The following is a 22,190-nucleotide window of genomic DNA, read 5'->3' on the forward strand; positions in this document are numbered from 1 at the left end:
CTTTCAAGTTCGTTTTTGCAGCAGTTTGATTGGGTTTTATACAAGGCAGCGGCTGCGTGGCATAGTTATTCTATGTGAGTAAGCCGATAACACAGTAGAAAAGCCAATCAAGCGCTGCCGAACGGTTCTTTTGAGCGCACTTTTCTCATTGTTGCTCGATATTCGCTTAGATTGCTAGGCCACACATCGAGCGCCGCGATAAAAGCACGCTCAAAGAGAACAAAAATAGAACAGCAACGTTCAACAGACCCTAGCCAACTCAACCCTAACCTATTGCTTCAGCCAAATATAGTTTATGCGTTGCTTAGAGAGTTTCAGCGGTAAAATGACGTAATTAGTACCATACACGGTAATATTTGTGACTTCACCTTCGCTAAGTGCAAAGCTGTTGCTTTCACTTTCTAATTGCCACGCGCTGTTTTTAGCCAACACCTTAAATACGGTTCGCCCTGCATCGTTTGGAATTTTGACCTCTAATTGTGCGTTTTCTCCGTAAGCGGCAACTAACGCATCTTTTTGGTAGAGGCCGGTAAATTTAACCGCGCCTTGAGGCGAGTGCTGAGATGTATTTTTTAATCTACAATCACTGCAATTTACCAGTGTTTGCGCGTTAAAATTTACCGCAACGTTTTGGTAATTTAAGCCAGTGTTAGTCAATTGCCAATCTGGCGAGCTGCTATCAAAGCAGCCCACCAAGAGTAACAACAAGATTACAATCGTTACTCTTTTCATGTTATTTACCAGCAGTAGAAATCATTTTTAACAGCTCCTTAGACGGTGCTTGTTCAACAATAACTTCTTGTAGATCAGAGTTCATAACGTTTTGTGGCTTTTGCTGTTCATTCGCGGTAAGCGTAGCGCCACCGTTTGCACCACTCCAATAACGCGTGAAGGTCAGCATTAAGTTGCCCCATTCGTTAAAGTCGTTTAGCTCGGCACTTAGTTCGCCATCAAAGTTTAAGTCGTAGTTAGTTAATACGTCGCTGCTGTTACCGTTACAATCAAAATCAACCGCAACAGAATTTGCATTAACTAAACCAAGCGACTCATCGATTTGAGCTTCGTTAATGGTGCCGTTAACACCGTGCGAGTAGCTGATTTTGAAATCTGCTGGTGCAGAGGTGAAACCATTTGTTAGTTGCGTGCCTTCTGGGAAACAGTTGTTGTTACCAGAGAAGAAACGACGGTGGTAACGGTCGCCTTCGCTTTCGCCGATAGTTGATAAACCACTTAATTGATACAAGTAGTTCATTACGCTGTGGTGATTAGGTTTATTATTGGTGTGGTTGTTACCGCCATGACCAAGGCCTAGGTTGTGACCTAGCTCATGCATAATCGTGCCTGCTTGCATGTTGTAAACAACATTGCGGTCTATTTCGGTTTCTAGGCTAAAGCCCCAGTTACCCATAGAAATAATAAAGTCATTACCGTTGATTTCAGCAAGGCCTGAAGAACCCGCTGAGCCATCTTCGTTTTGACTATTTGCCATTAGCATGTAGTGAAAAATAGGACGACGTTTGATGTCGAAGTTTTTCACTTTATGGTCAAGAATACTTGGTGCTTCAGCTGAACCTGCAAAGTTAGTTTGCGCGTAAAATTCAACTTGGTTACCACCGCCTAAGTCATAATCGGCTGACGAAATACCTTCAGCTTGGTGGTATAAATCACCGGCATCAAAATGCATTGCAATATTTTGCGCTGCAAATGCCGCTTTAACTGAATCTAATGCTTGACGATGTAATTGAATGCCTGGGTCATTACTTTCCATGTAGTCGACTTCGATAAAGATGTCTCTTACACCTGCGCGAGCACCCCACTCATAAAGTGGCAAGCCAGCAAAGGTTGCGCCTTCTTGTTCGGCGCAATCTGGAATGCCGTCGTTGTCGTCATCGGTATTACAGGCTACGTCATTTTGTCCGCCTGGTGTCATGTAATAGCTTACTTGCCAGTCTTGCGCTGAGTTTGTATCGCTATCAAGCGCTGTGCGAACAACACTCATACCTAGGTCTTCTTCCATTGGCGCGGCATTATTACCTGCTTGCCATTGACTTGCGTCAGTTGGCAGGTAGGCATTTTCACCAAAGCTAACAAAATCTACCGTTGTACCAGACACCGTTTGTAATTCAACAAAACCGCCTGAGTAGTACCATTCAGGGTGAATATTTGATTCGTCTGAAATTAACATTAGCTGATCTGATTCAGCGACACTTTGTTGCCAGTAGCCATTACCGTGCTTTGCTTGCAGCACAATAAATTCACCCGGTGCGAGGGTTTTGTCTGAAAGTGCAAAAGCTCTTACGCCAGTATCACTCCAATCAGTATAGTTAATGCTTTCGGCAACAATTTGGTAGCCTGCTAGTGAAACAGGGCTGGCCGTACCGTTATAAACTTCTACCCAACGGTTATCATCCCAATATTTTGACGATGACACTTCTGAAATAAGCAGATCGCTGTTTTCAGTTTTAAATGTAAAGCTTTGTTCAACAAGCGACGTGCCGTGGAAGTTGGCAACATCACCCGTTACTTTTACAACGTAATCACTTGATGCAGAAAGGCTTTGAGCTGGTTCTAAGGTTAAAACAGTTGGGTTAGCATCAGTTGTTGCTGAGCTTAAAGTAAGCGCAACACATGTAACAAAGTTATCGTTACTTACCTGAATACTGCCGCTACATTGTGCATCTGAATTAGTGGTAACGCTGGCTGCGTCTAATACATCGTCAAATGAAATTGTAATCTTGCTATCAACTGCGACTAAACGTGCGTTTGATTCGGGTGTTTTGGTCACAATGACAGGAGCACTTGTATCAACTAATTGAATGCTGACTAACTGCGATGTTTCAAGGTCGCCATCGCTTAAGGTGATTTCAAACTCTTGGTCTTCAGCGCTGTTGAGGCTGGGCGTATAAGAAAATACGTTGTTTTCAAGTAATGTTAACTCACCTTGTTGCGGCGCAGTTTTAATTGCAACTTGTACCGTGTCGCCATCAGGATCTGAAATGCCTAAATCAAACTCTAGCGCTTGGTTAAATTCAACTTGTACTTGAGATGCATCGGTAATCGGTGCGCGGTTTACATCGGTAATAGTAGTGCTGATGTTTAGCGTTGATTGTGCACCATCGTTGTCGCTTGCGGTTACGGTAAAACCGATAGCGCTATCGCTGGTAACTTCTGGCGCAGTAAAGCTTAAACTGCCATTAGCATATGTGAACTCAACCGTCGGGCCGCTAGTTTGCACTACGTTTGACGACTTAATGCTACCGTCACTGTCTGAAAGTGTAATGGCAATAGCAACATCACCACGCTCAGGGTAGGCACTGGCAATATTGCTTGAAATAGTTGGTGCTTTATTCGGTTTGTCGTCGGAACCACATGCCGTGAGTAAGAGAATGCTCGATGCAATTAGGCTCGCTTTAAATACTGGCGCTTGCATTTTAGTCCTTTATTTTTATTGTTAAGAATTTGAAATAATGGCGTAAATGAAAGCGCAAGTCTAGCGATTGTGATGGATTGTAATATTATGTTTTTAAATGACTTAATTAAATTTTGTTTATCAATCTTGTGCAACAAAAAGGCGGGTGAGTTTATTTACAACAGGTGCAACTAAGGTAACTGTCGGAAACGCAACAACAAATGCAAAACCCCAGGCTTTTAACCAAAGCGAGATTAAATTATCAACAAAGCCAACGTTGAATAAGGTGATAACAAACGACATTAAAAATGACATTAACAGTGCCATAAAAAATGAAAAGACAAAACGTTGGTATTTGCTCGGGATCATTGCAGGGGACAACTTTATTTATAAAACACGCGCCAAGTTTACCATAGTAGCGCGTGTTTCAGGTAAGTCATGCGATTAAACAACACGAAACATCAATACTATTTAACCTAAGCTCAGCTTATTTAATTAAATTTAGTATCGCTTTAAAGTGCTCGTCGCGGCAATCTTTCACTAATTCAAACAGGCTCATTTCAAGCCCCGTAATATGTGCACCTAATTGCTGTAGTTTAGTGATGGCAAGCTGTTTATTTTCTGCTTTACGAGATGCAATACAGTCGCCCACCAAGTGTACTTGGTAATTGTTGAGCAGCAAACTTGAGCAGGTTTGATAAACACAAATATGCGCTTCAATACCACAGACCAGCCAATGAGCCTTACTTTCGTGCTCAATTGTTTGCATAAACACGGGCTCGCGAAAGGCATCAAAGGTGTATTTTGTGATGGGCGTAATGTCGGCCAGTAAGTTTGCTATTTTAGGATGTGTTTCGCCTAATTTTTCAGGGTTTTGTTCAAGCCAAATGATCGGAAGATTAAGAATTTTCGCGCCTGAGATAAGCGCGCAACAATGGTCAATATAGGCATCACCGCCTGCCATTAGGCTTGCTAGTTTTCCTTGAATATCAACAACAATTAAGCCTGCATTATTACGTGTAATCATGTTATTTGCCTCGATTGTTCGCCTTGAGTTTAGCCTTTAGTGCGAGAATAAACGGTTAATAATGGAAAATGACTTTCACCAAATTGAATGGTGAGCGATAAGGTTTCATCGTCTTTAAACATTTGCTCAAATGCTAATGGGCGAATACGCGCGCCATTGCTAACTTGTGCCATTAAATGTTTATGATTGAGCGTACGCGAGCCATTAGCAAGGTTTTGAATGGTCACTACAGCGAAACGCTCACCATTTTCGTTGCTCATTAATACAAAGTTTTTTACATGGAAGTCGCTTAATTCAGGTTCGATGTTGCGCTCGTTTGGAAATGCCAGTTCAAAACTATGTGGTACTACGCGATCAACACTAATCACATTTTGATTAGCAAATAAGGTAAGTGGCGAAAATGCGATAAGGCAAAATAATAATCTAATCATAAAAACTCCATTTAATAGGTGTAAACAGGCGCTAAGGTGCATCCTGTTTGGTTACGAAAGTAACACACTCTTTGATAGCAGCAGTATTAATATTTAGTTGTTTAAGCGTTTGCTCTATTTGCGAGCGGACTGAGTGCAAGTGCTCGCTATTGGTAAAATTGGATAAGGCATTTGTGTCTTCAAAAACGCAGGTAATCTGCAAACTTTGCGGAAATTTTTGAAAGTTAACTGTGTGCGTAACCCAGCAAAACCCCGCTAAGTCTTTAAGGGCTTCTTCGCAAAGTTTCGTGAGCGCAATGCGGATTTGGTTATCTAATTTTTTATCGGATTTACGCATGTAATTTAAAAACCTTGGGCAGCGATTATACGCTGCCCACTATAACTAACCTAAGCGTTAGATAACACATTATTTTCTAGTAACTACTGCTGTATTAGATGTGTTCGCAATAGGTTCGTTATTAACTCATTAATTAGTTTTTACCTTTTAAATCAAACACCACATTAATTGTCGCCTTAAAGGTGAGATCATCTTGTAAATAGGTACCGGGCGAAACCGATCCCGTGTCAGCACTCATCATGCGTGCATTACCCATTTTTTCCATTGTTCCGTAATGCTTAATTTGGTCGTAATTTTGCGCGTTAATACTGTAAACCTTGCCAAGTGCTGCGCCAAATGAATTGGCGAGGGCTGCACCATTGGTTTTCGCATTTTCAATGGCAAGTTCCACCGCTTTTTGCTGAAGCTGTTCTTCTTTTGACGAAGCCATTTCAACACGTTGAATTTGGTTTACTTCAACGCTTAACGCTAAATCCATCACATCACTAAGCATGGTTAAATCGTTCACGGTTACTTGAATTGAGCGACTTGCAGAGTAGCCAACATGCAGTTGTTTGCGCTCTTGCTGCGAATACTCGTATCGCGGTGATACAGCAATGCGTGATGCAACAATGTCTTTTTCGCTAATATTGTATTTTTTAAGACCTTTCAACAGGGTATTAAAGCGTTTATCGACTTCAGCTTTGGCCTCTGCGCTTTTTTTATCGGTATGCTCTACCGAAAAATGTAAAACGGCGATGTCTGGCTTAACTGAAGTTTCGCCGTAGCCGGTAATTGCAATATGGCGGTGATTTGGTAAATGGCTGTTTGCAGATGCTAAACTTGAAAGCGCTAACAGTGATAAATAAAACAATGGCTTCATGGTGCGTCCTTTTTAAATAAGTCTCTGTTTTGAGTTATGAATTATAGATAAGTTCACCATAAAGCATTGTCAAGAATTGTTTAAACCGCAACAAAATTACCATGAAAGCCAAGCGGTAACGCTTGCCCTAACCAAGCACGACACACGGGACCATCACTGACATGACCTATTTTAAAAATATTAACGCAGGTGCGTTTTGACGGCACATGCAGTGCTGTGCCGACTAAATAGCCATTGCCTTCTTGTTGTGACTTATCAACAATCACATGCTCTTCAACTAAAAAATCTTCGCCATAAACAAAGGTATCTTGCTTGCCATTATTTACATTTATAACGCGCACACTGTCACTCCATACATCACTTTGTATTGATGATAGTGTCACCAGTAAATTATTTTGTAACCCTGTTAAGTGGTCGTACACGCGTGGGAATTCACTGATGCCATCAATTACTTGCTTATCGCTAGTACCATTTGGATGGAGTGTGAACAATACGGTGTTGGCAGGCGTTGCATCCGACGTTTTACCACGCATTAAATCACTCATATGATGTAAGTTTTCACAATTTGGGTAAAGGCTGGCATCAAAGCGAATCGTACCATCGGTGTCTTCCCACGCATTACCAAAATGAAAGGCAAAGCCTGCATCCACTTGGTATTCGCGCGTCAGTGTTAAGGTATTTTTGTCTATGACTAATACCTTCATAGGCAGACTGTTGTTGAAACGAATTGCGCTGAACAAACGCTCATCGGTTTTATCTCTATCAAGTGACGGTAAGATGATCAGTATATTATTCTGCGTGATTAAAAAGTCATGTAACATGCCGCCACGGTAATTGGTTTTAAGTAAGTTTACCTTTTGTGTTATTCCGCGGTTATTAAGATGGTAAAGTACAATGTCGCCCGTAACGGTACTGCCAAAATTCCAAATTGTACCGTCCGATTCAATTTTTGGGTGGGCTGAAAAGGCGAGTCCTTTTAAACTATTGCCATAACGTGTGTTTTCGCCAAGGTTTACAAGACCTTTTGCGTCCAAACTACTTGCATCTATTGCGGTTGCAGAGCCCGCTTCCCAAAGTGCCCATAGCTCGCCATTTACCGGAATAATATTAGTATTGGCAGCATTAATGATGTCGGTTTTATTGACAGGCAAGCTGCCGGGTAACTTGCTATTTGGTCCAGAGAATAAAAACTTATCTGCGGCCTGCTCTTGAGTGTACTTGTTGGTTTTTACAAACTTAGCGCGGTGCTGAATGCCAGTATCAGTAAAGTTAAAATGTTGGATCATGCCATCACCTTCAAACAGATGAGTGTAGCGTTGTCCATTGCGCTGATGCACCGCAGGCCCATTACGATAAAAATTGCCGCGAAGCGCTTTTGGTAATTTCCCTTCAATGGTTAAGTTTTGCCAAGGAATATCACCAGACATGCTTTTTAAACCAATTAAACTAGGGTTACTAAGAGCAGCCTTGTCAAAACTGGTTGCGAACTGCGCCATGATATCTTCACTGGTGCCAGCCAAATTTGCTAGCGCAGGAAAGGGGTTACAAGCAGCTGCAGCAACAGATAAACCGAGCATACTTTTTAAGGCTTCACGTCTTTGCATTACTTCGCTCCCTAGTAGTTAACAGTTGATGAATTAATAACGGCAACATCCGATACTATGAAGGTCATTTGCTGATAGCTTGGCGGACCAAAATTTACCGGCGCATTATTTGAGAAGCCATAACCTTCGATTGGCATACCAAACATGTTGTTGTCGAAGTCTCGGTTATTGTTTTCATCATGGAAGTAGCGAATGGCATAGTCACCGGGTTCAACATCATTGAAAGTCACTGTAAGTTGCCCTTTTTTTGCATTCACGATTGCTACATTGTGTGCTTCACCTTTTTTAAAGTTGTTTTCGCCTTTGAATAATTGGATGTATAACTTCCCTTTATCGTGTTGAATACCTTCAATATTAAATTGCACGGTTTGTGCAGATACAGGTAATATAAAAAGGCTTAACGAAAGCGTAGATAGTGTTAAAAAGTTCATCGAATCTCCTTAATTAAATTGTTTTTTAATGAGTGTTATTTTGCTCGTTGGAATCACAATATGACGATTTTTTTCAGTGCTCAATCGACCTTTCGTAAAGTGAGTTCATTACTTCGTGAAATAATAAAAAAAACAGGATGTACAATTGGCGAATCGTGAAATTAACTTTAATAATCAATCGATAAGAGAGTTTTTAGACGCAAGAGATTTAGCGACTGATACCGTTGTTGTCGCTATTTTTGTGTTGTTTTTAACGTTTCTTCGTCCGTTTGGTATGCATCAAATTGACATCTTTTATGCAGGGTTTTTCTGGAGTGTGATGTGCTTTGCTGGCTACGTAATTTACTCGCCAACAATGTTCTTTTTGTCAAAACTACTCGATAGAAATTTACCCGATCGGATAAACAGCAAAGCCGTTCGACTTGTACTTTCAACATTAGTAGCAAGTGTTTTAATGGGGTTGTTAGCGCCCTTTATTATTAATCTCTTTTTTAACTATTTTGATAATAGCTATTTGCAATCATTACCTATGTCGATTTTATATTGCACGGTTATTGGTGGCATTATTGCAGGTGTAAGCTCAATTAAATCGTTAATGTTGCAACAACAGCAACTGCTTAAACAAAGTGCGGAAGAATTAGCGCTTGAATCGGAAAAAGTCGATACCATTCAAAGCCAGCCAATCGAATCTTTGATTAATGAGCTGCCGATTGCCAAACGCGGCAGGTTAATTTGTTTGCAAATGGACGACCACTACTTAAATGTAATAACAGATAAAGGCGAGCATCTGTTATTGATGCGCTTTAAAGATGCACTCGCGAAACTTGAACATTATGACGGCTTTCAAACACATCGTTCTTGGTGGGTAGCCAAAGACGCTGTGGTAGATACTAAAAAAGACGGGCGCAAGCTTATTCTTGTTTTGCAAAATGGCACTGAAGTGCCAGTGTCGCAAACCTATTTAGCAAATACCAAAGCGGTGTTAGATCTAAAATAACACCATTAATTTTGAAATTTTATAAGCGCAATCGCACCTGGCTTATCAGTTTTGTTTGTAAGTGTTAACTCACCGTTTTGGTTTCGTATTAATTCACGGCTTAATACTAAGCCAATGCCTGAACCTTCAGGTTTGGTAGAGTAAAACGGCACAAATAGGTTGTCGTTTAAATCAACGCCAATACCGTTGTCTTCAATGGCAATTTGCCAATTATCGGTTTGATTAATCCGAATAGTCACGCCAGACGAGTTTGCAGTTAAATTTGCCTCATTGGCGTTTTTTACAAGGTTGAGTAGTGCTTGTTCGAGCTGCTCAATATCACAGGTTATAGTGCCATTTTGTTCAATGATGATATCGACTTCGGGGAATAGCGCCTCGCAGCGTTTGGCTATTGCATCTGTGGTAACGCTGGCTAGTTTTGCACTTGGAATTTGAGACAGTTTGGAGTAGCTTGCAACAAACTCCAACAAGTGCTCGGCACGTTTTTCAATCACGTTAAGCATGGTGCTTTGTAAGTCTGATTGCGTTAGTTTTGGCAATTCTTGCAGTGATTGCGCCATAGAATAAATAGGCGTAAGTGAGTTGCGCACTTCGTGATTAAGCACTCTTACTAGTTTTTGCCATGCTTCTTTTTCGTTGTGTCTTAAAGACTGCTCAATCGATACAAACACCAATAAACGATAATGACGATTACCGCGGTTAAGCGCATGGGCAACGACTTTGTGGCGTTGATTATTTTGCTCAAGTTGCCATTTGTCAGCATCGACGCTCAGCCCTAAACTTGTTAAATCATTACCCAGTAAATTTGTTTTTTGGTAGTAGTTAGATGCCGCTTGGTTATGATGATAAACCTGCGATTGGCTATCAATGACAATAATGGGCAGTTCAAGCTCGTTAATAAAATCAAAGATAAAGCTTTCGTTTTGTGCATATTCATGGCGTTTATTTTGAATGCGCTTGGCAATGGTGTGTAAATCGCGTTTAAGCCCTGCAACTCGGCCTGCTGAGTACTTAGCAAGGTGCCATACCGTAAACTCTTCATTAGCTAAGCCATCAAGCTGCACAGCGACACTGTCGAGAGTATTAAAAAATCGGCGATAAAGTGCAGCGAACACTACAACAGTTGGGGCGAGTAGGGCAATAATCAGTGTTGTGCCTTCAAGAAAATCGAGCTTAAAGTGCACAATTAAAAAAATTAACAGCCCTAATAAAATTAAACAAGGTAGCGTAAAAAGTGTGATGACCGTGCGTTCTAACGAGTGCTTTTGCATTAGTTGCTCTCTTTAACGCTAATATTGAATTTTTCGATGCGGCGATAAATGGCAGATTTACTTAACCCTAAAAATTCGCCCGCAGCAATTACGTTGCCATCAAAGTGCTTGAGCGCATTATTGATCATCAGCTTTTCAGCTTGCTCTAGGTTCATTAGTGGCACGCTTTCATGTTGTGTGCTGAGCTCGAGTTGCAAATGTGTTGCATCAATACTGTCGCCATCGGTCATGATCACTGCACGCTCTAATACGTGTGATAACTCGCGTACATTGCCCGGCCAACTGTGCGCTTTGAGTTTTTCTAATGCGGTATTTGTAAGTTGTAAAGGCTCAAACCCATAGCGCTTACAGTGCTTTTCAATAAAATGATTGGCGAGTAAGGCAATTTCATCTTGGCGTTCGCGAAGCGGCGGAATTGTGAGTACTAAAGTATTGAGCCTAAACAATAAATCGCGTCTAAATTCGCCATTGCTAATGGCTTTTTCAAGGTCGGCATTGGTTGCCGAAATAATGCGTGCATTGCTGGTTTGGGTTTTTGAGCTGCCGAGAATTTCAAATTCACCAGTCTCTAAAACGCGCAGCATTTTGGCTTGCAGTGGCATTGGCAAAGTACCAATTTCATCTAAAAATAAGGTACTGCCGTTTGCTAGAGAAAAGCGTCCTTCGCGGTTTTCTTTGGCGTCGGTAAATGCGCCTTTTTTATGACCAAATAATTCGCTTTCAAATAAATTATCCGGAATAGCAGCCATATTGACACTCACCATATCGTGTTTTGCGCGTGGGCTGTTATCGTGAATGTACTTTGCAAGTAGGCTTTTACCTGAGCCATTTTCGCCGGTGATCAGCACATTTGCGTCAGTTTTTGCGATGCGGCTTGCGGCTTTAACGAGCGCTTTCGATTGTTCGCCTAACGCTAAAAAGCCGGAGCTAGGTTGGCAATCGCTGGTATTTTCTGGCGTTAATTGGTTTTCAATAGATTCGAGTAATTTGGCGTTTTTCCAAGGCTTTTCTACAAAGTCGGATGCACCAAGTTGCATGGCTTTAACTGCTAGGTCTACTTTTGCCCATGCGGTGATGACTATTACGGGAATTGTCAGCTCTTGGCGTTTCAGCTCTTTTAAAAAACCAAGGCCTTCTTCACCAGATGTGGTGTCTTTGGTGAAGTTCATATCAAGCAAAATTAAATCGATTTGCTGATTTTTTAAAAGGGCTAAGCCGACACTTGGGTGGTCGGCTTCTGTGCACGTGTAACCATGGCTTTCAAGTACAATGCGCGCCGATAAACGCACATCGATGTGATCATCAATAATCAGTATTTTTTTCATAATTTTATTTTTATAGCTTTAAAGCCTTAACCAATTAAGGGCTTTCTTAACTGGCTAAGGACAGAGGTATTAACCCCAAATTTAGGTTAATTATCTCTTAGTGCTGCCATTGGTTTTGCATTTATTAGTTTGCTCATTGGGAATAATGTGGCAAACAGTGCAAATAACACAATGCTAGCTGCGGTTATAGTGAGCCATAGCCAATTGAGAAGCAACCAATTTGCTAATTCAACTTTAAACATTGTGTAACCACCAACCATCACCACTAATGCGGCAATAAAAGCAAACGCTAAAGGCAGTAAGGTGTCTGACAACAATTGCTGATACAAACGCTTGCGTTTTGCACCGAGTGCCATGCGCATACCGTATTCGTAGCGGCGCAGACCTAGGTTATAGCTAAGTACACCGTAAATACCAATACCCGCCAGAACTAGGGTAAAGAGTGCCAACACAATGCTTAAGCTTAATGTAATACGCTCCATATGAACCATTTTGGCGTATTCATCTTCCAGAAAATCGAACTTCCAAAGGCCAATGCGGCTATCAACTGTACGCGCTGCCTGTAACAGCTGCTCTCGGTTAAAGGTTTTTCCTTGTTCCATTTGAATGATTAAGCCAAATGCATATGGCTGTGCAGCCCACCAAAAGTGTCGCCCTTGGTGTTTGTCGAAAAATTTTGGGTGGTTAAAGTTTTCAGTAATACCAACCACTTCAACAGGGTTTTCAGGGTCAAAACTTAAGAACTTTTCGCCAACTAAACTGCCACCAGGTTTGAGCATATCGTTAACTGCTTTGGTGACCAAAAACTCGTGTTTTTCACCGCGAATAGCGGCTTCGCTAAAGGTGCGCCCTTCTATAATTTTTAGGCCAGTAATATCAAAGTAATCAGGGCCTACCCAGGCTTGTGGAATAAAGACGGTTTCTTTACCTGACATATCTTTTACTGTGCTTGAGCGTAGTCCGTCGTTTACTGGGCTGTCGCCGTGGCCAACCTTAACAACACCCTCAATGTTTGCCACTGCAGCGCGAATTTTTTGTAAGTCATTGTATTTTTGTTCGAGAGTACGTTCTCTATCGTTGATAAAGAGCATGGTGCTATAGCGATTTTCCACTTCACTGCCAAGCGGTCGTAATAGCGTTTCTAACGTTTTGTTTAATGCCATGGTGGCACCAATTACAAGGGCCGTTGCTAAAAACAGTTGCAGCGCAATTAACAGCTTTACGGTACTGCCTTTAATTTGGCTTACGCCGCCTTTGCCTGAGCTTTGAATTTGCGTTCTAAGCTGGCCAAAGTTGATTAATCGGCTGGTAATAAAAGCAAATAACCAAGCAAATACCACACAGCAAATTACGGCAGAAGAGACTACGGTAAGGTCGAGATTAATGGCGCTAATAAGTGGTAAATGACCTTCACTTAAAAACTTAAAGAGTTTGATGCCCCACGCCGCAAAAAATAAACCAGCCAGTGCCGATACCACCATCAACAGGCTTGATTCCACTAAAATACTGGTGAAAATAACGCTGCGTTTTGCCCCTAAAACTGCTTGCAGTGCGAGTTGTTTGTGCTTAACTACGGCGCGAGAAATAAACAAGTTACTGACATTTAAGAGTGCAATCAACACTAGGCTTACAACGCCTACTAACATAAAAATTGCTAACGTATCGTTGCCGTTAAGCTCTTTTTCGCGAAACGGTGTCACAATTGGCACAATATCGTCTACTTCATCAAACTCTGCTTTCCAATCACTTTTAATTTCTAAGATACGTGCGTGCAAGTAGGCTTTGGTAGATTCTGGCGTTTCACCTGCTTTGAGCGTACCGATAAGTTTTAGGCTACCAAATAAGTTCCACCACGGGCTTGGGCGATCGTCATTATAAAACCGCGAATCACCGCTAAAGTGAAACCATAAATCACTTTTACTGCGGTTAAACATAAATGGGTTTGCGTAGTCTTTAGCTACAACCCCAACAATTTTATATTGGCCATGAACGAGTTCGATCGTTTGTCCGATAGCATTTTTGCTGCCATCAAAATAGGTTTGCCAAATTGAATAGCTGATCAGTACTTCGGTACTTTTCTCATCAAGGCGTTTTTGTGGTGATAAATGTTGACCAGCAGCAAGTTGCATATTGGTAATGTCGTAATAGTCGTTGCTGGCAAAGGTCATATTTAACTTAGGCTGACCCGGCAAGTTCATGATTACGTCTTCGCCAATGTTAATTGCAGCGACTTTGTCAAAATTGTCGTGGTTGTTATACCAATGAATAATCGACTGGAAGCTTTGAAAGCCGGGGCTGTTTTTATCGGAATAAACGTTATCTTGTTCCACCACTACAAGGCGCGCTTCGTTATCTACATTAAGTGGTTTGATAAAGTAGCTGCTAAATAAGCTCATTACCACAAAAAAGCAGGCAAGCGTGAGTGATAGAGTGAGCACAATGGCGCTGGTAAACCCTGGCGCTTGCAGCAGCGAGCTGCTGGCATGTTTAATTTGTTTGGTTAGGCGTTGGACACTCATGCATGCGCCTCCAACTGTGTTGTTACATCAACCGCAGATACGCTTTCTTTGCCAGTATTGAGCACTTTGCCATCGAGCAGTTTTACTTGTTTTTTAGCGTAGCCTGCGTAGCGCGGGTCATGGGTTACCATGCAAATGGTGGTGCCTTGTTCGTTTAGTTCGGCAAGTAACGCCATTACCGCATCACCATTTTTCGAATCGAGGTTACCCGTTGGTTCATCCACTAATAAAATGCTTGGGCTGCCAGCAAGGGCGCGCGCTATCGCGACACGTTGTTGCTGACCACCTGATAACTGATTTGGTTTATGTTTTGCACGATGATCAATTTCCACTTGTTTAAGTGCAGTATTTACGCGGGTATCAATATCAGCTTTGCTTAAAGCGGGTTCGCGATACAACAGCGGCAGCGCTACATTGTCGTAAACACTAAGCTCATCAATTAAGTTAAACGATTGGAAAATAAAGCCAATATGCAAATTGCGTAGCTCTGCAAGGGTATCCATATTAAGGCTGTTGGTGTCAACACCTTCAATTTTATAGCTGCCGCTGGTGACATCATCAAGCAACCCCATCACGCTTAATAAGGTTGATTTACCACAGCCTGATGGGCCGCTAATGGCAATGTAATCACCTTTATGAATTTGTAAGTTGATATCGCTCAATGCGTGAGTTTCTACGTCGTCGCTAAAGTAAATTTTTGACACATTGGTCAGTTCAATTACCGGTGTATTTTCCATGATTGCTTCCTTAATTATTTGTAATCGTTATTGTTTGCAAGTGTTTAAAATCAGAGCTGTCTGAAATTACAAGGGTGTCACCGGCATTTGCACCTGAATTGATAACAATGTTATCGCCGGCTAGTTTACCAAACTCAACTTGGGTTTTAACCAATTGATTTTCGGCTGGGTTTAAAATGAAAATATGGTTTTGTGTATCGCCACTTACAAAGCTTGGGCGACGCACATAAAGGGCATGATTAAGCTCGTCGGTGACAATATCACCTTCAATGGTGAGCTGTGGGCGGGCATTGCTTGGTAAGGTGCCTGTAAGTTCAAGCTCCACAGTAATGCGACCATCGCTGACGATTGGATTAATACGATTAACCACCGCTGAAACTGTACCTGCGAAGGTGTTTACAGTTGCTTTTTGACCGACTTCAATACGGCTTGCTTCGCGCTCTGGCACATTTAAATCAGCAAGTAGTTGATGCTCACTGCCAACTACCGCAAGTGGTGCGCCCATTTGCACGGATTGACCTTGCTCTACATTGACCGCTTGCAACATGCCATTGATGCCAGCAGTGACATTGAGTTTATCGACATCTAATTGTGCTGCATTAAAGCTAAGCTCAAATTCGCGCATTAATTCGCGTTCAACTTGTAAGCGTTGGTTGTGTAAATCACTCGCTTGGCTGAGCTGTTGTTTGGCAAGAGAAACACGTTTACTCAGTTGCGATACAGCTAATTGCGAGCGCTTATAATCAAGGGTAGATACAATGCCTTGCTCAATGAGTTTTTGCTCAGCTTCAGCGCGTAAATTGGCGTTGGCGAGTTCGCTTTCAAGCAAAGTTAGGTTTGCTTCAAGGTTTAGTTTTTCACTTTTTTGGCTAAGCTTTAACGCTTCGAAATTAGCTTTTTGACGAGCGAGTGTTAAACGAGCACGGTTTAGTTGTTGCTCAAGTGTGGGATTTGAAAGGCGTAAAATCACCGTATCTTTTTCAACTCGGCTACCTGGTAGATGAAATACTTGTTCTACTTGTGCTTGATAACGGGCAGTAATAAAACGGCTGTATTTAGAGCGCAGTTGACCAAACCCCGACACCGTTAACTTAAGTGATCCACTACTTACGTCTGCAAGCAGTAACTCATTACTGTTTATGCTGGCATCCCCATCGCTAAAGGTGGATGCAAACCCCACTACTAAACTGAGCGATAAAATAATCGCAAGCGGCATCGGCCAACGTTTCTTTTTATTATTACTTGCAAGGCTTTGTTTAATATCCATCTGACTAACTTCATAACTTTTGATAGTTTAGCTATAGCGAACGCTGTGCCATAAATTAAAGTTAATAAAATCAATTGCTTAGTGTTTGTGGTTGAAGTTGATTTTTCCCTTGAACGGGAATGGGAATTAAAAGTGGGAAAAGTTGAATGTGATACGTACAAGTATTCAGAATGTGAAGTGTATTCGCACAATTTTACTTGCTATTTTAGAGAAGGTATTCAGATGCAAGGGTAGCTTGTAGATAAAGGTAGGTGTTACAAAATAACCTGTTTGGAGCGTAAAAAGGTGCACTAAAAGCGGTTGTAACTGTTCAACAAAAAATAGACTATAGGCTGTGACTAGTTTGATAACAATCGACATGCTGAGCAAAATTGATGATAAAACGTAAAAAATTCACGAATCCATATTTAGGTTTAACAAAAGAAGATTTTGCTTTTCAGCCTGGTACATACCTTGAAAAAGCAATACGCAGAATAGAAAAAGCGGACGAAGAAGGTAAGTCAGTCGCCTTCGCAAGGTTAGATGGTGACTTCTTCTATGACGGAATTTATTACTCGGCTGATGCGATTGTTCCCCATAAACACTGGTTTCGTAATAGCAAAGAGCATAATAAGAAGCTGTGGATCGCAGTTATTTATAATGTGCCTTATGGCGAAAAACTGGATGCTGACTTCGATATTAATTTGGTAGAAGATGATCAATGGGGCGCATTAAAATCAGTATTTGTAAGCGAATTGGACGAAGAACAAAAAAAACATGAAAAACAAGTTCGCATATAGGAACTGGAGATAGCTGAACAGCAAGATAAAGAAGAGCAAGAGATGAAAAATGAAGTACTACAAAGTGTATTGTCTAAAGTAACTGTACATTGAGTTAAAAATGCTTCTGCTCTAATTTATTAAACTGGAAAAATTAAGTTGATTCTAGATGAACGCTCAAGGACTAACTGCTAATTTAGCCTTTCTTTTATCCACAATCACTCCAAAACAATCGGTGAATAACCAATACCATCAGGGCCGTTGCCTGTGGGTAGTTCAAATAAGGTTTTACCGCTTGGAATATCTATCGCGAGTAGCTTGTTTTTGCTATAAGCCGATAAAAACAGAGGAAATGACAAAGACACTCACTCTAATTTACTGTGACTGCGGCATTTCAGTACTTGTATAACTTTTGCATGTCAAATGATTGTAGTTTTGATAACGTTTCAGAAGCAGAAAATGCTGCTAAACAGATTGAAAATGAGGAGTATCGAATAAATAATATGAATTCTAGAGAATTAAAACTTATGTCCAAAAAATTGGGGTATGATATAGGTGGAATGTCACTGACAGAAATCCAAGCGATAAAGGTATCAATGTTACCCCGCTTTACATCATATCAGGCTCAAGCTATTAAAGCTGCGGGACAGGCGTCTGCAGGCATTTCTGCACCCTCCAAACTAAATATGCTTGCACAGTTTGCAGATTTCATGAAAGCAAGCTTTGGAGCTTTCGCAACATCTACAGTTGCAGTCAAAGAAAACCTAGACCCTCTTATTGAGTTTTCAACTTCTCGAGCTGGGAATGCTCAGAGTGCGACATTCTACTATAGTTGCTCAGGAAGTACATGTAATGTGCGAGGAGCTCTGTGGGATGAATAGGTTATTAGTGTTATTTTTACTATTCCCTATATGTAGTTTGGCACTTCCATGTAAAGATTTTAGTTTACCGCCAGGCTTTATCAGTGATCGTGAAAATGGTGAGTGGTATTACTACAGAAAGCCAAACGGGCAGGAAGATGGTTTTATAAAAGAGGTCGCTCCTCTAACCAAAAACAAGGACGCTATTTTTAAAACCTTCGCTTCAGTCTCTACAAAAAGTTGGGAAATCAACGTTGCAAGATCACATATGATTTTATATTTTCAAGATTTGAAGCCTCTCTCGAAAATAGGACTTACTTACTTTATTTTTCACTCTAGTATTAATGGAATGTTCGCAGCCAATATGAACAGAGAGGATTTGAAGCACCTTTTATCGTCTTGTGAAATAAACCTTGACAGAGAGGTAGATGCTCTATTTGACAAATATGAAACATATTTGTCAACCGCGTCACCTCTTTAAAATAATAAAGACACCCACTATAACTTATTTACTGACGATAAATCTCCTAATGATTCCTTCAAGGAAAATTACAAGGAAGGGCGTATTCAAACGGGCTCACGTTATAAACAAGGTAATGTTTCTACAGAAAATGGCATAGTAACGAGAACTTTTAATACTCCTGCTACTGGGCCATTGGAAGTTTCAGTTGATTCAAATATTGGTGTAGAAGCAACGCTAGCAACAAGCTTAGATTTAAAGATAGTTGAACCTGGTGCTAAAGTCTTCATGAACAATAACGGCTTTGTTGGCACTAAAGCTAATGTTAGAATTGGCTCTTCAGAATTATATAAACTACGTATGCCCAGTAGTGCATAATATTGAGGTATGGACCACGACGGTTAATGAAATATTCTTTCAAAGCTCTAAATCACCGATTCAACATTAGGAACCATTAATGTATATCAAACATTTTGCATTTGTTTTTTTGTTAGCGTCTTTTTTTTCATTTTCTAAAGAAGACTCACTTCAACTAGAGGATGTAATTGCTGATATGAAATCCAATGAAGTATTGGAATGGGCTGAAATCGATGTGCTAATTAACAAAGGGATTGAAGATGAACAGGCTGAAGCATACTTTATCAAAGGTTATGTTCATTTTTTTGGAATTTACAACAACACTAAAGACCTTAAAACAAGTACATCCTATTTAAAAAAAGCGGTTGCTAAAAATTATCAGGAAGCTCGATTTTACCTCGGGACTGTATTGCTTGAACAAAATAAACCAGCAGCTGTAGATGTGCTTTTGGAGTTATCCAAAGAGGGCGACATAGACGCAATAATTAATCTGTATCAAGCTTACAAAAAGGGATTGTATAAAGATCAGGAGAAATTGAAGGCTTTATTAAAGTTGGCATCTGATGCTGGTGATGATGAAGCTGCAATATGTTATGGAAGATTGGTCTTAAACGAATCAATAAATATTAATGATTCTGGCGCAATAATTAATATGGTTAAGTATCTATCGGTTAGAGCTGAGACCAAAGGTTTTTCGAATGATATGTATAAACATTTATATTATCACTTTTTTACTGTGTACAGCTTACCTCGTTCACCACTAAAAAATGAAAAATACAGCAAGTATTATCTAAAGCAAGCAGCTGAAAATGGACATGAGCATGCTATAAAGCTTATCAAACAAACTAACCTATGGTTAGAACAGTAAAAGGAAAACTAGGGTCAGAGTAAACTTAGGAAAACGGATAACTGTCAGATCAAGTCTGAGCTAGTACAGTTTGAAGTTAGACTAAATAATAAACATATTAATAGCAAAATAACGTCTTCAAGTTTTTCAAAATTGCCTGTTGTATTTAGCTTAGGTAGAAAGAGTGGTTTTATTTCTCAGCTTCAAGCTCAATATCTCTGAAGTAACTCACCCTAAAAACCACTTTTTATGCTTTTATCCCTTAAATCCGCCTTTTATCATTTAAAAAGGCGTGAAATGTTTAAACGTATTAGATTGTGTTGAATTGATATGAATAAGCATGAAGATGATAAAAATGAAAAAGTTACTTCCTTTAGTCTTTCTGAGTAGTGCTGTATGTGCCAGCGAACCTTTTAATTTAGGTGAGTTTGCCAATGGTAAACTTAAATTTGGCTCTGTAAATACCGTGTTTGTTGCAGGCAATGAAAAAAAGGCGACGCTGCAAAAAATAAATTTAACAGATAACCAAGTTACCCAACTGCAATTACCTGAAAATCCCATTATGTATTCAACGGGATATTTGGCAGCAGAGCACAGCCCTCAAGCATTTGTGCTAACCGATCAAGGCATTTTTCATGTAACTGAGAAGGCGCAAAACTTAATTATTACGGCGTCTTCAGTATTTACTAAAAACTCAGTTGAACAGTTTGAATCATTTCCGTTTACCCTTGACGTGAATAATGATGGCCTTACTGATTTTTATTTACCCGGTATTGAAAGCCAATCACTTTATATTCAGCAAAAAGATGGGCGCTTTTTGCATACAAGCTTGCCTTTAAAGGCTGAAACCACCGCAAAATTTAATAATGGTCACTTAACTATAAGTAACCGGTTGCCTAAAATGCCGATATTGCTTGATTTAAATAATGATTCAATACGTGACCTGGTGTTTTTTGATAAAACCGCAATTACGTTTTTCCCTGTAACAATCGATGGCGTAAGCACCAGCGTGAAAAAGTTTACTTCGTTTGATGTATTGCACAACGAAAGTAAGCAGCAACTTACTAAATTTGAAGATTTAAATGGCGATGGTTTTGCGGATATTTATACCAAAGAGAGCCTAGCAGATAATGCGCAAGGTGAAGTCGACTTTGATACCAAATTTATCCACCGTATTTATTTTGCAAAACCTGCAAACAATGAGCAATTGTTTACGACAAGCCCTGATATTAAATTAACGCTTAAGGGGGCAAGTGCAATATCAAATATCAGTGATTTTAATGGCGATGGCGTTGCCGATTTAGCCTTAACCTCTATTGATATTGGCTTTACCGATATTCTTTCAATGGCGAGTGCCGCAATGAATAACGAAGAGTTTGAACTTGATACTGAAGTGGCGATTTATCAGGGAACTGGCAGCAATCAATTTGCCAAAAAAGCATCTGCGAGCAAAGATTTTGATATTGCTATAAAACTAAATGAATCAAACAGTGAAAGTGGTAAAGGCGTATTTCTAAAAGACTTTAATGGTGATGGCCAAACAGACTTAATGGTTAAAACAGACAACGATGAGTTAAGTATTTATCTTGGTGATAAAAAGCGCGTACTGAGTCGAAAAGCGGTTCACATTGAACGCCCGCTACCCAAGTCAATTCAGAATATATACAGCACCGATTTTAACCAAGATGGCAAAGAAGATATCTTGCTAAAAATGAAAGATAAACAAGGCAACTACCGCATAGAAGTGCAAGAAGTTAAATCTGCTAAGTTGTAATGTGTTGTGTAGAAATAAATAAGCGCCCATTTCAAAGTGAAATGGGCGCTTTTTCATTATTTTGTTAAGTGAGCTTTGCGAAAATAAATTCGCTTACAAGCATTAACCGCAATTAAATACTAAATGCAGTTGATATGGGTCGCCGAGTGCATCACCGGCAATATCGCCACCAATACTAAGAGCTGCACCTGCATCATCTACATGGCTTCGGCCAAAAATCCACATAGCAGTACCTGCAGCTTCAACGGCATCAGCGATATTGCGTTTAGTTAAATAGTCTTGTTCACTCATATTGCCAATGTAATCAACTTTTTCAGAAACCACATAAGGCTTCGATTTTGATTCTTTACAGTACGATTTTGCTTGCTTAAATGCTTGTTCTGAAACCTCTGATTTGGTTTCTCCATACAAGTCAACGTAATGGTTGCCGTCACTGCTTGGGCGAACATTATTATGATGAGCACATGCGGTTAGTAATAGCGCTGCTGCTAGGGTTGTAGTCTTGGTTAAAAACGTCATATTGAGCCTATAAATAAAGTAACTATAGGTGTAATTATTACGGATGATTATTGCGAAAAATGTAAGTAAGTGTTGGGTATTTGTTGGCAAGTTAAAACACTTTTTAACCGCAATAAAAATATTAAAAAAAAAGTAATGTAAACACTTGTGCTTTACATATTTTTCGCTAGTATTGCGGCGAATTAATTGACTCATTTTTAATCAAGAGGACAGCAATGAGTAAAACTAAAAAAATGCATCACGATCATGGCCGTGGTGAGATAAAAGACAACGCAATTAAAGCGTTAGTCACAAGCGTGTTATTTAAAAGCAAAGTTGAAAAGGCGAAAAAAGGTAAGGGTAGCTACCAGCGTAACAACAAACATAAAGGGCGAGAGTCTTACCTTAAAGCAGCCTAA

Annotated in this window: 24 protein-coding genes; 7 read left to right on the forward strand and 17 right to left on the reverse strand. The window is 40.2% G+C overall.

Annotation, left to right across the window (positions count from 1 at the left end):
• Positions 1-270 precede the first annotated feature (270 nt).
• The 9 genes from ACHSBP_RS18885 to ACHSBP_RS18925 all read right to left on the reverse strand — a co-directional run bounded on the left by ACHSBP_RS18885 (position 271) and on the right by ACHSBP_RS18925 (position 8,101).
• On the reverse strand, positions 271-732 hold the full coding sequence (locus ACHSBP_RS18885; protein ID WP_395390094.1) for a hypothetical protein: 462 nt from the start codon (positions 730-732) through the stop codon (positions 271-273).
• A 1-nt stretch (position 733) separates the two neighbouring features.
• Positions 734-3,430, reverse strand: a complete 2,697-nt coding sequence (locus tag ACHSBP_RS18890; protein WP_395390095.1) for an Ig-like domain-containing protein — start codon at positions 3,428-3,430, stop codon at positions 734-736.
• A 120-nt stretch (positions 3,431-3,550) separates the two neighbouring features.
• On the reverse strand, positions 3,551-3,778 hold the full coding sequence (locus ACHSBP_RS18895) for a DUF2798 domain-containing protein (protein WP_010558608.1): 228 nt from the start codon (positions 3,776-3,778) through the stop codon (positions 3,551-3,553).
• 118 nt (positions 3,779-3,896) lie between these two features.
• Positions 3,897-4,436, reverse strand: a complete 540-nt coding sequence (locus ACHSBP_RS18900; RefSeq protein WP_100915724.1) for an isochorismatase family protein — start codon at positions 4,434-4,436, stop codon at positions 3,897-3,899.
• A gap of 29 nt (positions 4,437-4,465) precedes the next feature.
• Positions 4,466-4,867 (reverse strand): hypothetical protein, encoded by a 402-nt coding sequence (locus ACHSBP_RS18905; RefSeq protein WP_010558610.1) that lies wholly within the window; start codon positions 4,865-4,867, stop codon positions 4,466-4,468.
• Positions 4,868-4,898: 31 nt separating this feature from the next.
• Positions 4,899-5,204, reverse strand: coding sequence for a Fis family transcriptional regulator (locus ACHSBP_RS18910; RefSeq protein WP_395390096.1), 306 nt, complete (start codon positions 5,202-5,204; stop codon positions 4,899-4,901).
• Positions 5,205-5,337: 133 nt separating this feature from the next.
• Positions 5,338-6,066 carry an SIMPL domain-containing protein gene (locus ACHSBP_RS18915; RefSeq protein ID WP_395390097.1) on the reverse strand — a complete coding sequence of 243 codons (729 nt, stop codon included), beginning with the start codon at positions 6,064-6,066 and terminating at the stop codon, positions 5,338-5,340.
• An 80-nt stretch (positions 6,067-6,146) separates the two neighbouring features.
• Positions 6,147-7,670, reverse strand: coding sequence for a carotenoid oxygenase family protein (locus tag ACHSBP_RS18920; protein WP_395390098.1), 1,524 nt, complete (start codon positions 7,668-7,670; stop codon positions 6,147-6,149).
• Between the two features lie 11 nt (positions 7,671-7,681).
• The gene (locus ACHSBP_RS18925) at positions 7,682-8,101 is read right to left on the reverse strand and encodes a DUF2141 domain-containing protein (RefSeq protein ID WP_395390099.1); all 420 of its coding nucleotides are present in this window, start codon (positions 8,099-8,101) and stop codon (positions 7,682-7,684) included.
• Between the two features lie 145 nt (positions 8,102-8,246).
• Here ACHSBP_RS18925 and ACHSBP_RS18930 point away from each other — a divergent pair, with 145 nt between their 5' ends.
• A complete protein-coding gene (locus ACHSBP_RS18930) occupies positions 8,247-9,098 on the forward strand; it encodes a LytTR family DNA-binding domain-containing protein (RefSeq protein ID WP_395390100.1) in 852 nt (283 codons plus the stop codon).
• A gap of 5 nt (positions 9,099-9,103) precedes the next feature.
• Here the strand turns inward: ACHSBP_RS18930 and ACHSBP_RS18935 are convergent, their stop codons facing one another.
• The 5 genes from ACHSBP_RS18935 to ACHSBP_RS18955 form a co-directional block, all read right to left on the reverse strand.
• Positions 9,104-10,369, reverse strand: a complete 1,266-nt coding sequence (locus ACHSBP_RS18935; RefSeq protein ID WP_395390101.1) for a sensor histidine kinase — start codon at positions 10,367-10,369, stop codon at positions 9,104-9,106.
• The gene (locus ACHSBP_RS18940) at positions 10,369-11,694 is read right to left on the reverse strand and encodes a sigma-54-dependent transcriptional regulator (protein WP_395390102.1); all 1,326 of its coding nucleotides are present in this window, start codon (positions 11,692-11,694) and stop codon (positions 10,369-10,371) included. Before ACHSBP_RS18940 ends, ACHSBP_RS18935 begins: the two co-directional genes overlap by 1 nt.
• A gap of 86 nt (positions 11,695-11,780) precedes the next feature.
• Entirely contained in the window at positions 11,781-14,213 is a 2,433-nt protein-coding gene (locus ACHSBP_RS18945) for an ABC transporter permease (RefSeq protein WP_395390103.1), read from the reverse strand.
• Positions 14,210-14,950: an ABC transporter ATP-binding protein gene (locus ACHSBP_RS18950; RefSeq protein ID WP_395390104.1), complete on the reverse strand. Its 741-nt coding sequence runs from the start codon at positions 14,948-14,950 to the stop codon at positions 14,210-14,212. The genes ACHSBP_RS18945 and ACHSBP_RS18950 overlap by 4 nt, the downstream gene beginning before the upstream one ends.
• Positions 14,951-14,960: 10 nt before the next feature.
• The gene (locus ACHSBP_RS18955) at positions 14,961-16,217 is read right to left on the reverse strand and encodes an efflux RND transporter periplasmic adaptor subunit (protein ID WP_395390105.1); all 1,257 of its coding nucleotides are present in this window, start codon (positions 16,215-16,217) and stop codon (positions 14,961-14,963) included.
• Positions 16,218-16,591: 374 nt separating this feature from the next.
• On the opposite strand from ACHSBP_RS18955, the gene ACHSBP_RS18960 reads away from it, so the two are divergent.
• Positions 16,592-16,996, forward strand: a complete 405-nt coding sequence (locus ACHSBP_RS18960) for a hypothetical protein (RefSeq protein ID WP_395390106.1) — start codon at positions 16,592-16,594, stop codon at positions 16,994-16,996.
• A 197-nt stretch (positions 16,997-17,193) separates the two neighbouring features.
• Here ACHSBP_RS18960 and ACHSBP_RS18965 read toward each other — a convergent pair whose 3' ends face one another.
• Positions 17,194-17,334 carry a hypothetical protein gene (locus ACHSBP_RS18965; protein WP_395390107.1) on the reverse strand — a complete coding sequence of 47 codons (141 nt, stop codon included), beginning with the start codon at positions 17,332-17,334 and terminating at the stop codon, positions 17,194-17,196.
• Between the two features lie 57 nt (positions 17,335-17,391).
• Between ACHSBP_RS18965 and ACHSBP_RS18970 the strand changes: the two genes are divergently transcribed.
• Together ACHSBP_RS18970 and ACHSBP_RS18975 are read left to right on the forward strand one after the other, a co-directional pair.
• Positions 17,392-17,856 carry a hypothetical protein gene (locus ACHSBP_RS18970; protein WP_395390108.1) on the forward strand — a complete coding sequence of 155 codons (465 nt, stop codon included), beginning with the start codon at positions 17,392-17,394 and terminating at the stop codon, positions 17,854-17,856.
• Entirely contained in the window at positions 17,849-18,316 is a 468-nt protein-coding gene (locus ACHSBP_RS18975) for a hypothetical protein (protein ID WP_395390109.1), read from the forward strand. Before ACHSBP_RS18970 ends, ACHSBP_RS18975 begins: the two co-directional genes overlap by 8 nt.
• A gap of 101 nt (positions 18,317-18,417) precedes the next feature.
• Here ACHSBP_RS18975 and ACHSBP_RS18980 read toward each other — a convergent pair whose 3' ends face one another.
• On the reverse strand, positions 18,418-18,585 hold the full coding sequence (locus ACHSBP_RS18980) for a hypothetical protein (protein ID WP_395390110.1): 168 nt from the start codon (positions 18,583-18,585) through the stop codon (positions 18,418-18,420).
• 167 nt (positions 18,586-18,752) lie between these two features.
• Here ACHSBP_RS18980 and ACHSBP_RS18985 point away from each other — a divergent pair, with 167 nt between their 5' ends.
• Together ACHSBP_RS18985 and ACHSBP_RS18990 are read left to right on the forward strand one after the other, a co-directional pair.
• Complete coding sequence (locus tag ACHSBP_RS18985) at positions 18,753-19,520, forward strand: hypothetical protein (RefSeq protein WP_395390111.1); 768 nt, start codon at positions 18,753-18,755, stop codon at positions 19,518-19,520.
• A gap of 334 nt (positions 19,521-19,854) precedes the next feature.
• Positions 19,855-21,273 carry an FG-GAP repeat domain-containing protein gene (locus ACHSBP_RS18990; protein WP_395390112.1) on the forward strand — a complete coding sequence of 473 codons (1,419 nt, stop codon included), beginning with the start codon at positions 19,855-19,857 and terminating at the stop codon, positions 21,271-21,273.
• Between the two features lie 102 nt (positions 21,274-21,375).
• Here ACHSBP_RS18990 and ACHSBP_RS18995 read toward each other — a convergent pair whose 3' ends face one another.
• Positions 21,376-21,792 carry a hypothetical protein gene (locus tag ACHSBP_RS18995; RefSeq protein ID WP_395390113.1) on the reverse strand — a complete coding sequence of 139 codons (417 nt, stop codon included), beginning with the start codon at positions 21,790-21,792 and terminating at the stop codon, positions 21,376-21,378.
• A gap of 215 nt (positions 21,793-22,007) precedes the next feature.
• On the opposite strand from ACHSBP_RS18995, the gene ACHSBP_RS19000 reads away from it, so the two are divergent.
• Positions 22,008-22,190 (forward strand): alternative ribosome-rescue factor A, encoded by a 183-nt coding sequence (locus ACHSBP_RS19000; RefSeq protein WP_010558625.1) that lies wholly within the window; start codon positions 22,008-22,010, stop codon positions 22,188-22,190.

It is taken from the genome of Pseudoalteromonas sp. XMcav1-K (assembly GCF_044005875.1).
GTDB classification, from domain to species: domain Bacteria; phylum Pseudomonadota; class Gammaproteobacteria; order Enterobacterales; family Alteromonadaceae; genus Pseudoalteromonas; species Pseudoalteromonas spongiae.

Excerpts from the sequence above, each read along its gene's own strand:
- ACHSBP_RS18920 (WP_395390098.1), bottom strand. The coding sequence starts at position 7,670 with ATGCAAAGACGTGAAGCCTTAAAAAGTATGCTCGGTTTATCTGTTGCT.
- ACHSBP_RS18985 (WP_395390111.1), top strand. The coding sequence starts at position 18,753 with ATGTATATCAAACATTTTGCATTTGTTTTTTTGTTAGCGTCTTTTTTT.
- ACHSBP_RS18910 (WP_395390096.1), bottom strand. The coding sequence starts at position 5,204 with ATGCGTAAATCCGATAAAAAATTAGATAACCAAATCCGCATTGCGCTC.
- ACHSBP_RS18895 (WP_010558608.1), bottom strand. The coding sequence starts at position 3,778 with ATGATCCCGAGCAAATACCAACGTTTTGTCTTTTCATTTTTTATGGCA.
- ACHSBP_RS19000 (WP_010558625.1), top strand. The coding sequence starts at position 22,008 with ATGAGTAAAACTAAAAAAATGCATCACGATCATGGCCGTGGTGAGATA.
- ACHSBP_RS18950 (WP_395390104.1), bottom strand. The coding sequence starts at position 14,950 with ATGGAAAATACACCGGTAATTGAACTGACCAATGTGTCAAAAATTTAC.
- ACHSBP_RS18975 (WP_395390109.1), top strand. The coding sequence starts at position 17,849 with ATGAATAGGTTATTAGTGTTATTTTTACTATTCCCTATATGTAGTTTG.
- ACHSBP_RS18890 (WP_395390095.1), bottom strand. The coding sequence starts at position 3,430 with ATGCAAGCGCCAGTATTTAAAGCGAGCCTAATTGCATCGAGCATTCTC.
- ACHSBP_RS18885 (WP_395390094.1), bottom strand. The coding sequence starts at position 732 with ATGAAAAGAGTAACGATTGTAATCTTGTTGTTACTCTTGGTGGGCTGC.
- ACHSBP_RS18990 (WP_395390112.1), top strand. The coding sequence starts at position 19,855 with ATGAAAAAGTTACTTCCTTTAGTCTTTCTGAGTAGTGCTGTATGTGCC.
- ACHSBP_RS18970 (WP_395390108.1), top strand. The coding sequence starts at position 17,392 with ATGTCAAATGATTGTAGTTTTGATAACGTTTCAGAAGCAGAAAATGCT.
- ACHSBP_RS18905 (WP_010558610.1), bottom strand. The coding sequence starts at position 4,867 with ATGATTAGATTATTATTTTGCCTTATCGCATTTTCGCCACTTACCTTA.
- ACHSBP_RS18995 (WP_395390113.1), bottom strand. The coding sequence starts at position 21,792 with ATGACGTTTTTAACCAAGACTACAACCCTAGCAGCAGCGCTATTACTA.
- ACHSBP_RS18980 (WP_395390110.1), bottom strand. The coding sequence starts at position 18,585 with ATGAAGACTTTAGCACCAGGTTCAACTATCTTTAAATCTAAGCTTGTT.
- ACHSBP_RS18915 (WP_395390097.1), bottom strand. The coding sequence starts at position 6,066 with ATGAAGCCATTGTTTTATTTATCACTGTTAGCGCTTTCAAGTTTAGCA.
- ACHSBP_RS18945 (WP_395390103.1), bottom strand. The coding sequence starts at position 14,213 with ATGAGTGTCCAACGCCTAACCAAACAAATTAAACATGCCAGCAGCTCG.
- ACHSBP_RS18925 (WP_395390099.1), bottom strand. The coding sequence starts at position 8,101 with ATGAACTTTTTAACACTATCTACGCTTTCGTTAAGCCTTTTTATATTA.
- ACHSBP_RS18955 (WP_395390105.1), bottom strand. The coding sequence starts at position 16,217 with ATGGATATTAAACAAAGCCTTGCAAGTAATAATAAAAAGAAACGTTGG.
- ACHSBP_RS18940 (WP_395390102.1), bottom strand. The coding sequence starts at position 11,694 with ATGAAAAAAATACTGATTATTGATGATCACATCGATGTGCGTTTATCG.
- ACHSBP_RS18960 (WP_395390106.1), top strand. The coding sequence starts at position 16,592 with ATGATAAAACGTAAAAAATTCACGAATCCATATTTAGGTTTAACAAAA.
- ACHSBP_RS18935 (WP_395390101.1), bottom strand. The coding sequence starts at position 10,369 with ATGCAAAAGCACTCGTTAGAACGCACGGTCATCACACTTTTTACGCTA.
- ACHSBP_RS18900 (WP_100915724.1), bottom strand. The coding sequence starts at position 4,436 with ATGATTACACGTAATAATGCAGGCTTAATTGTTGTTGATATTCAAGGA.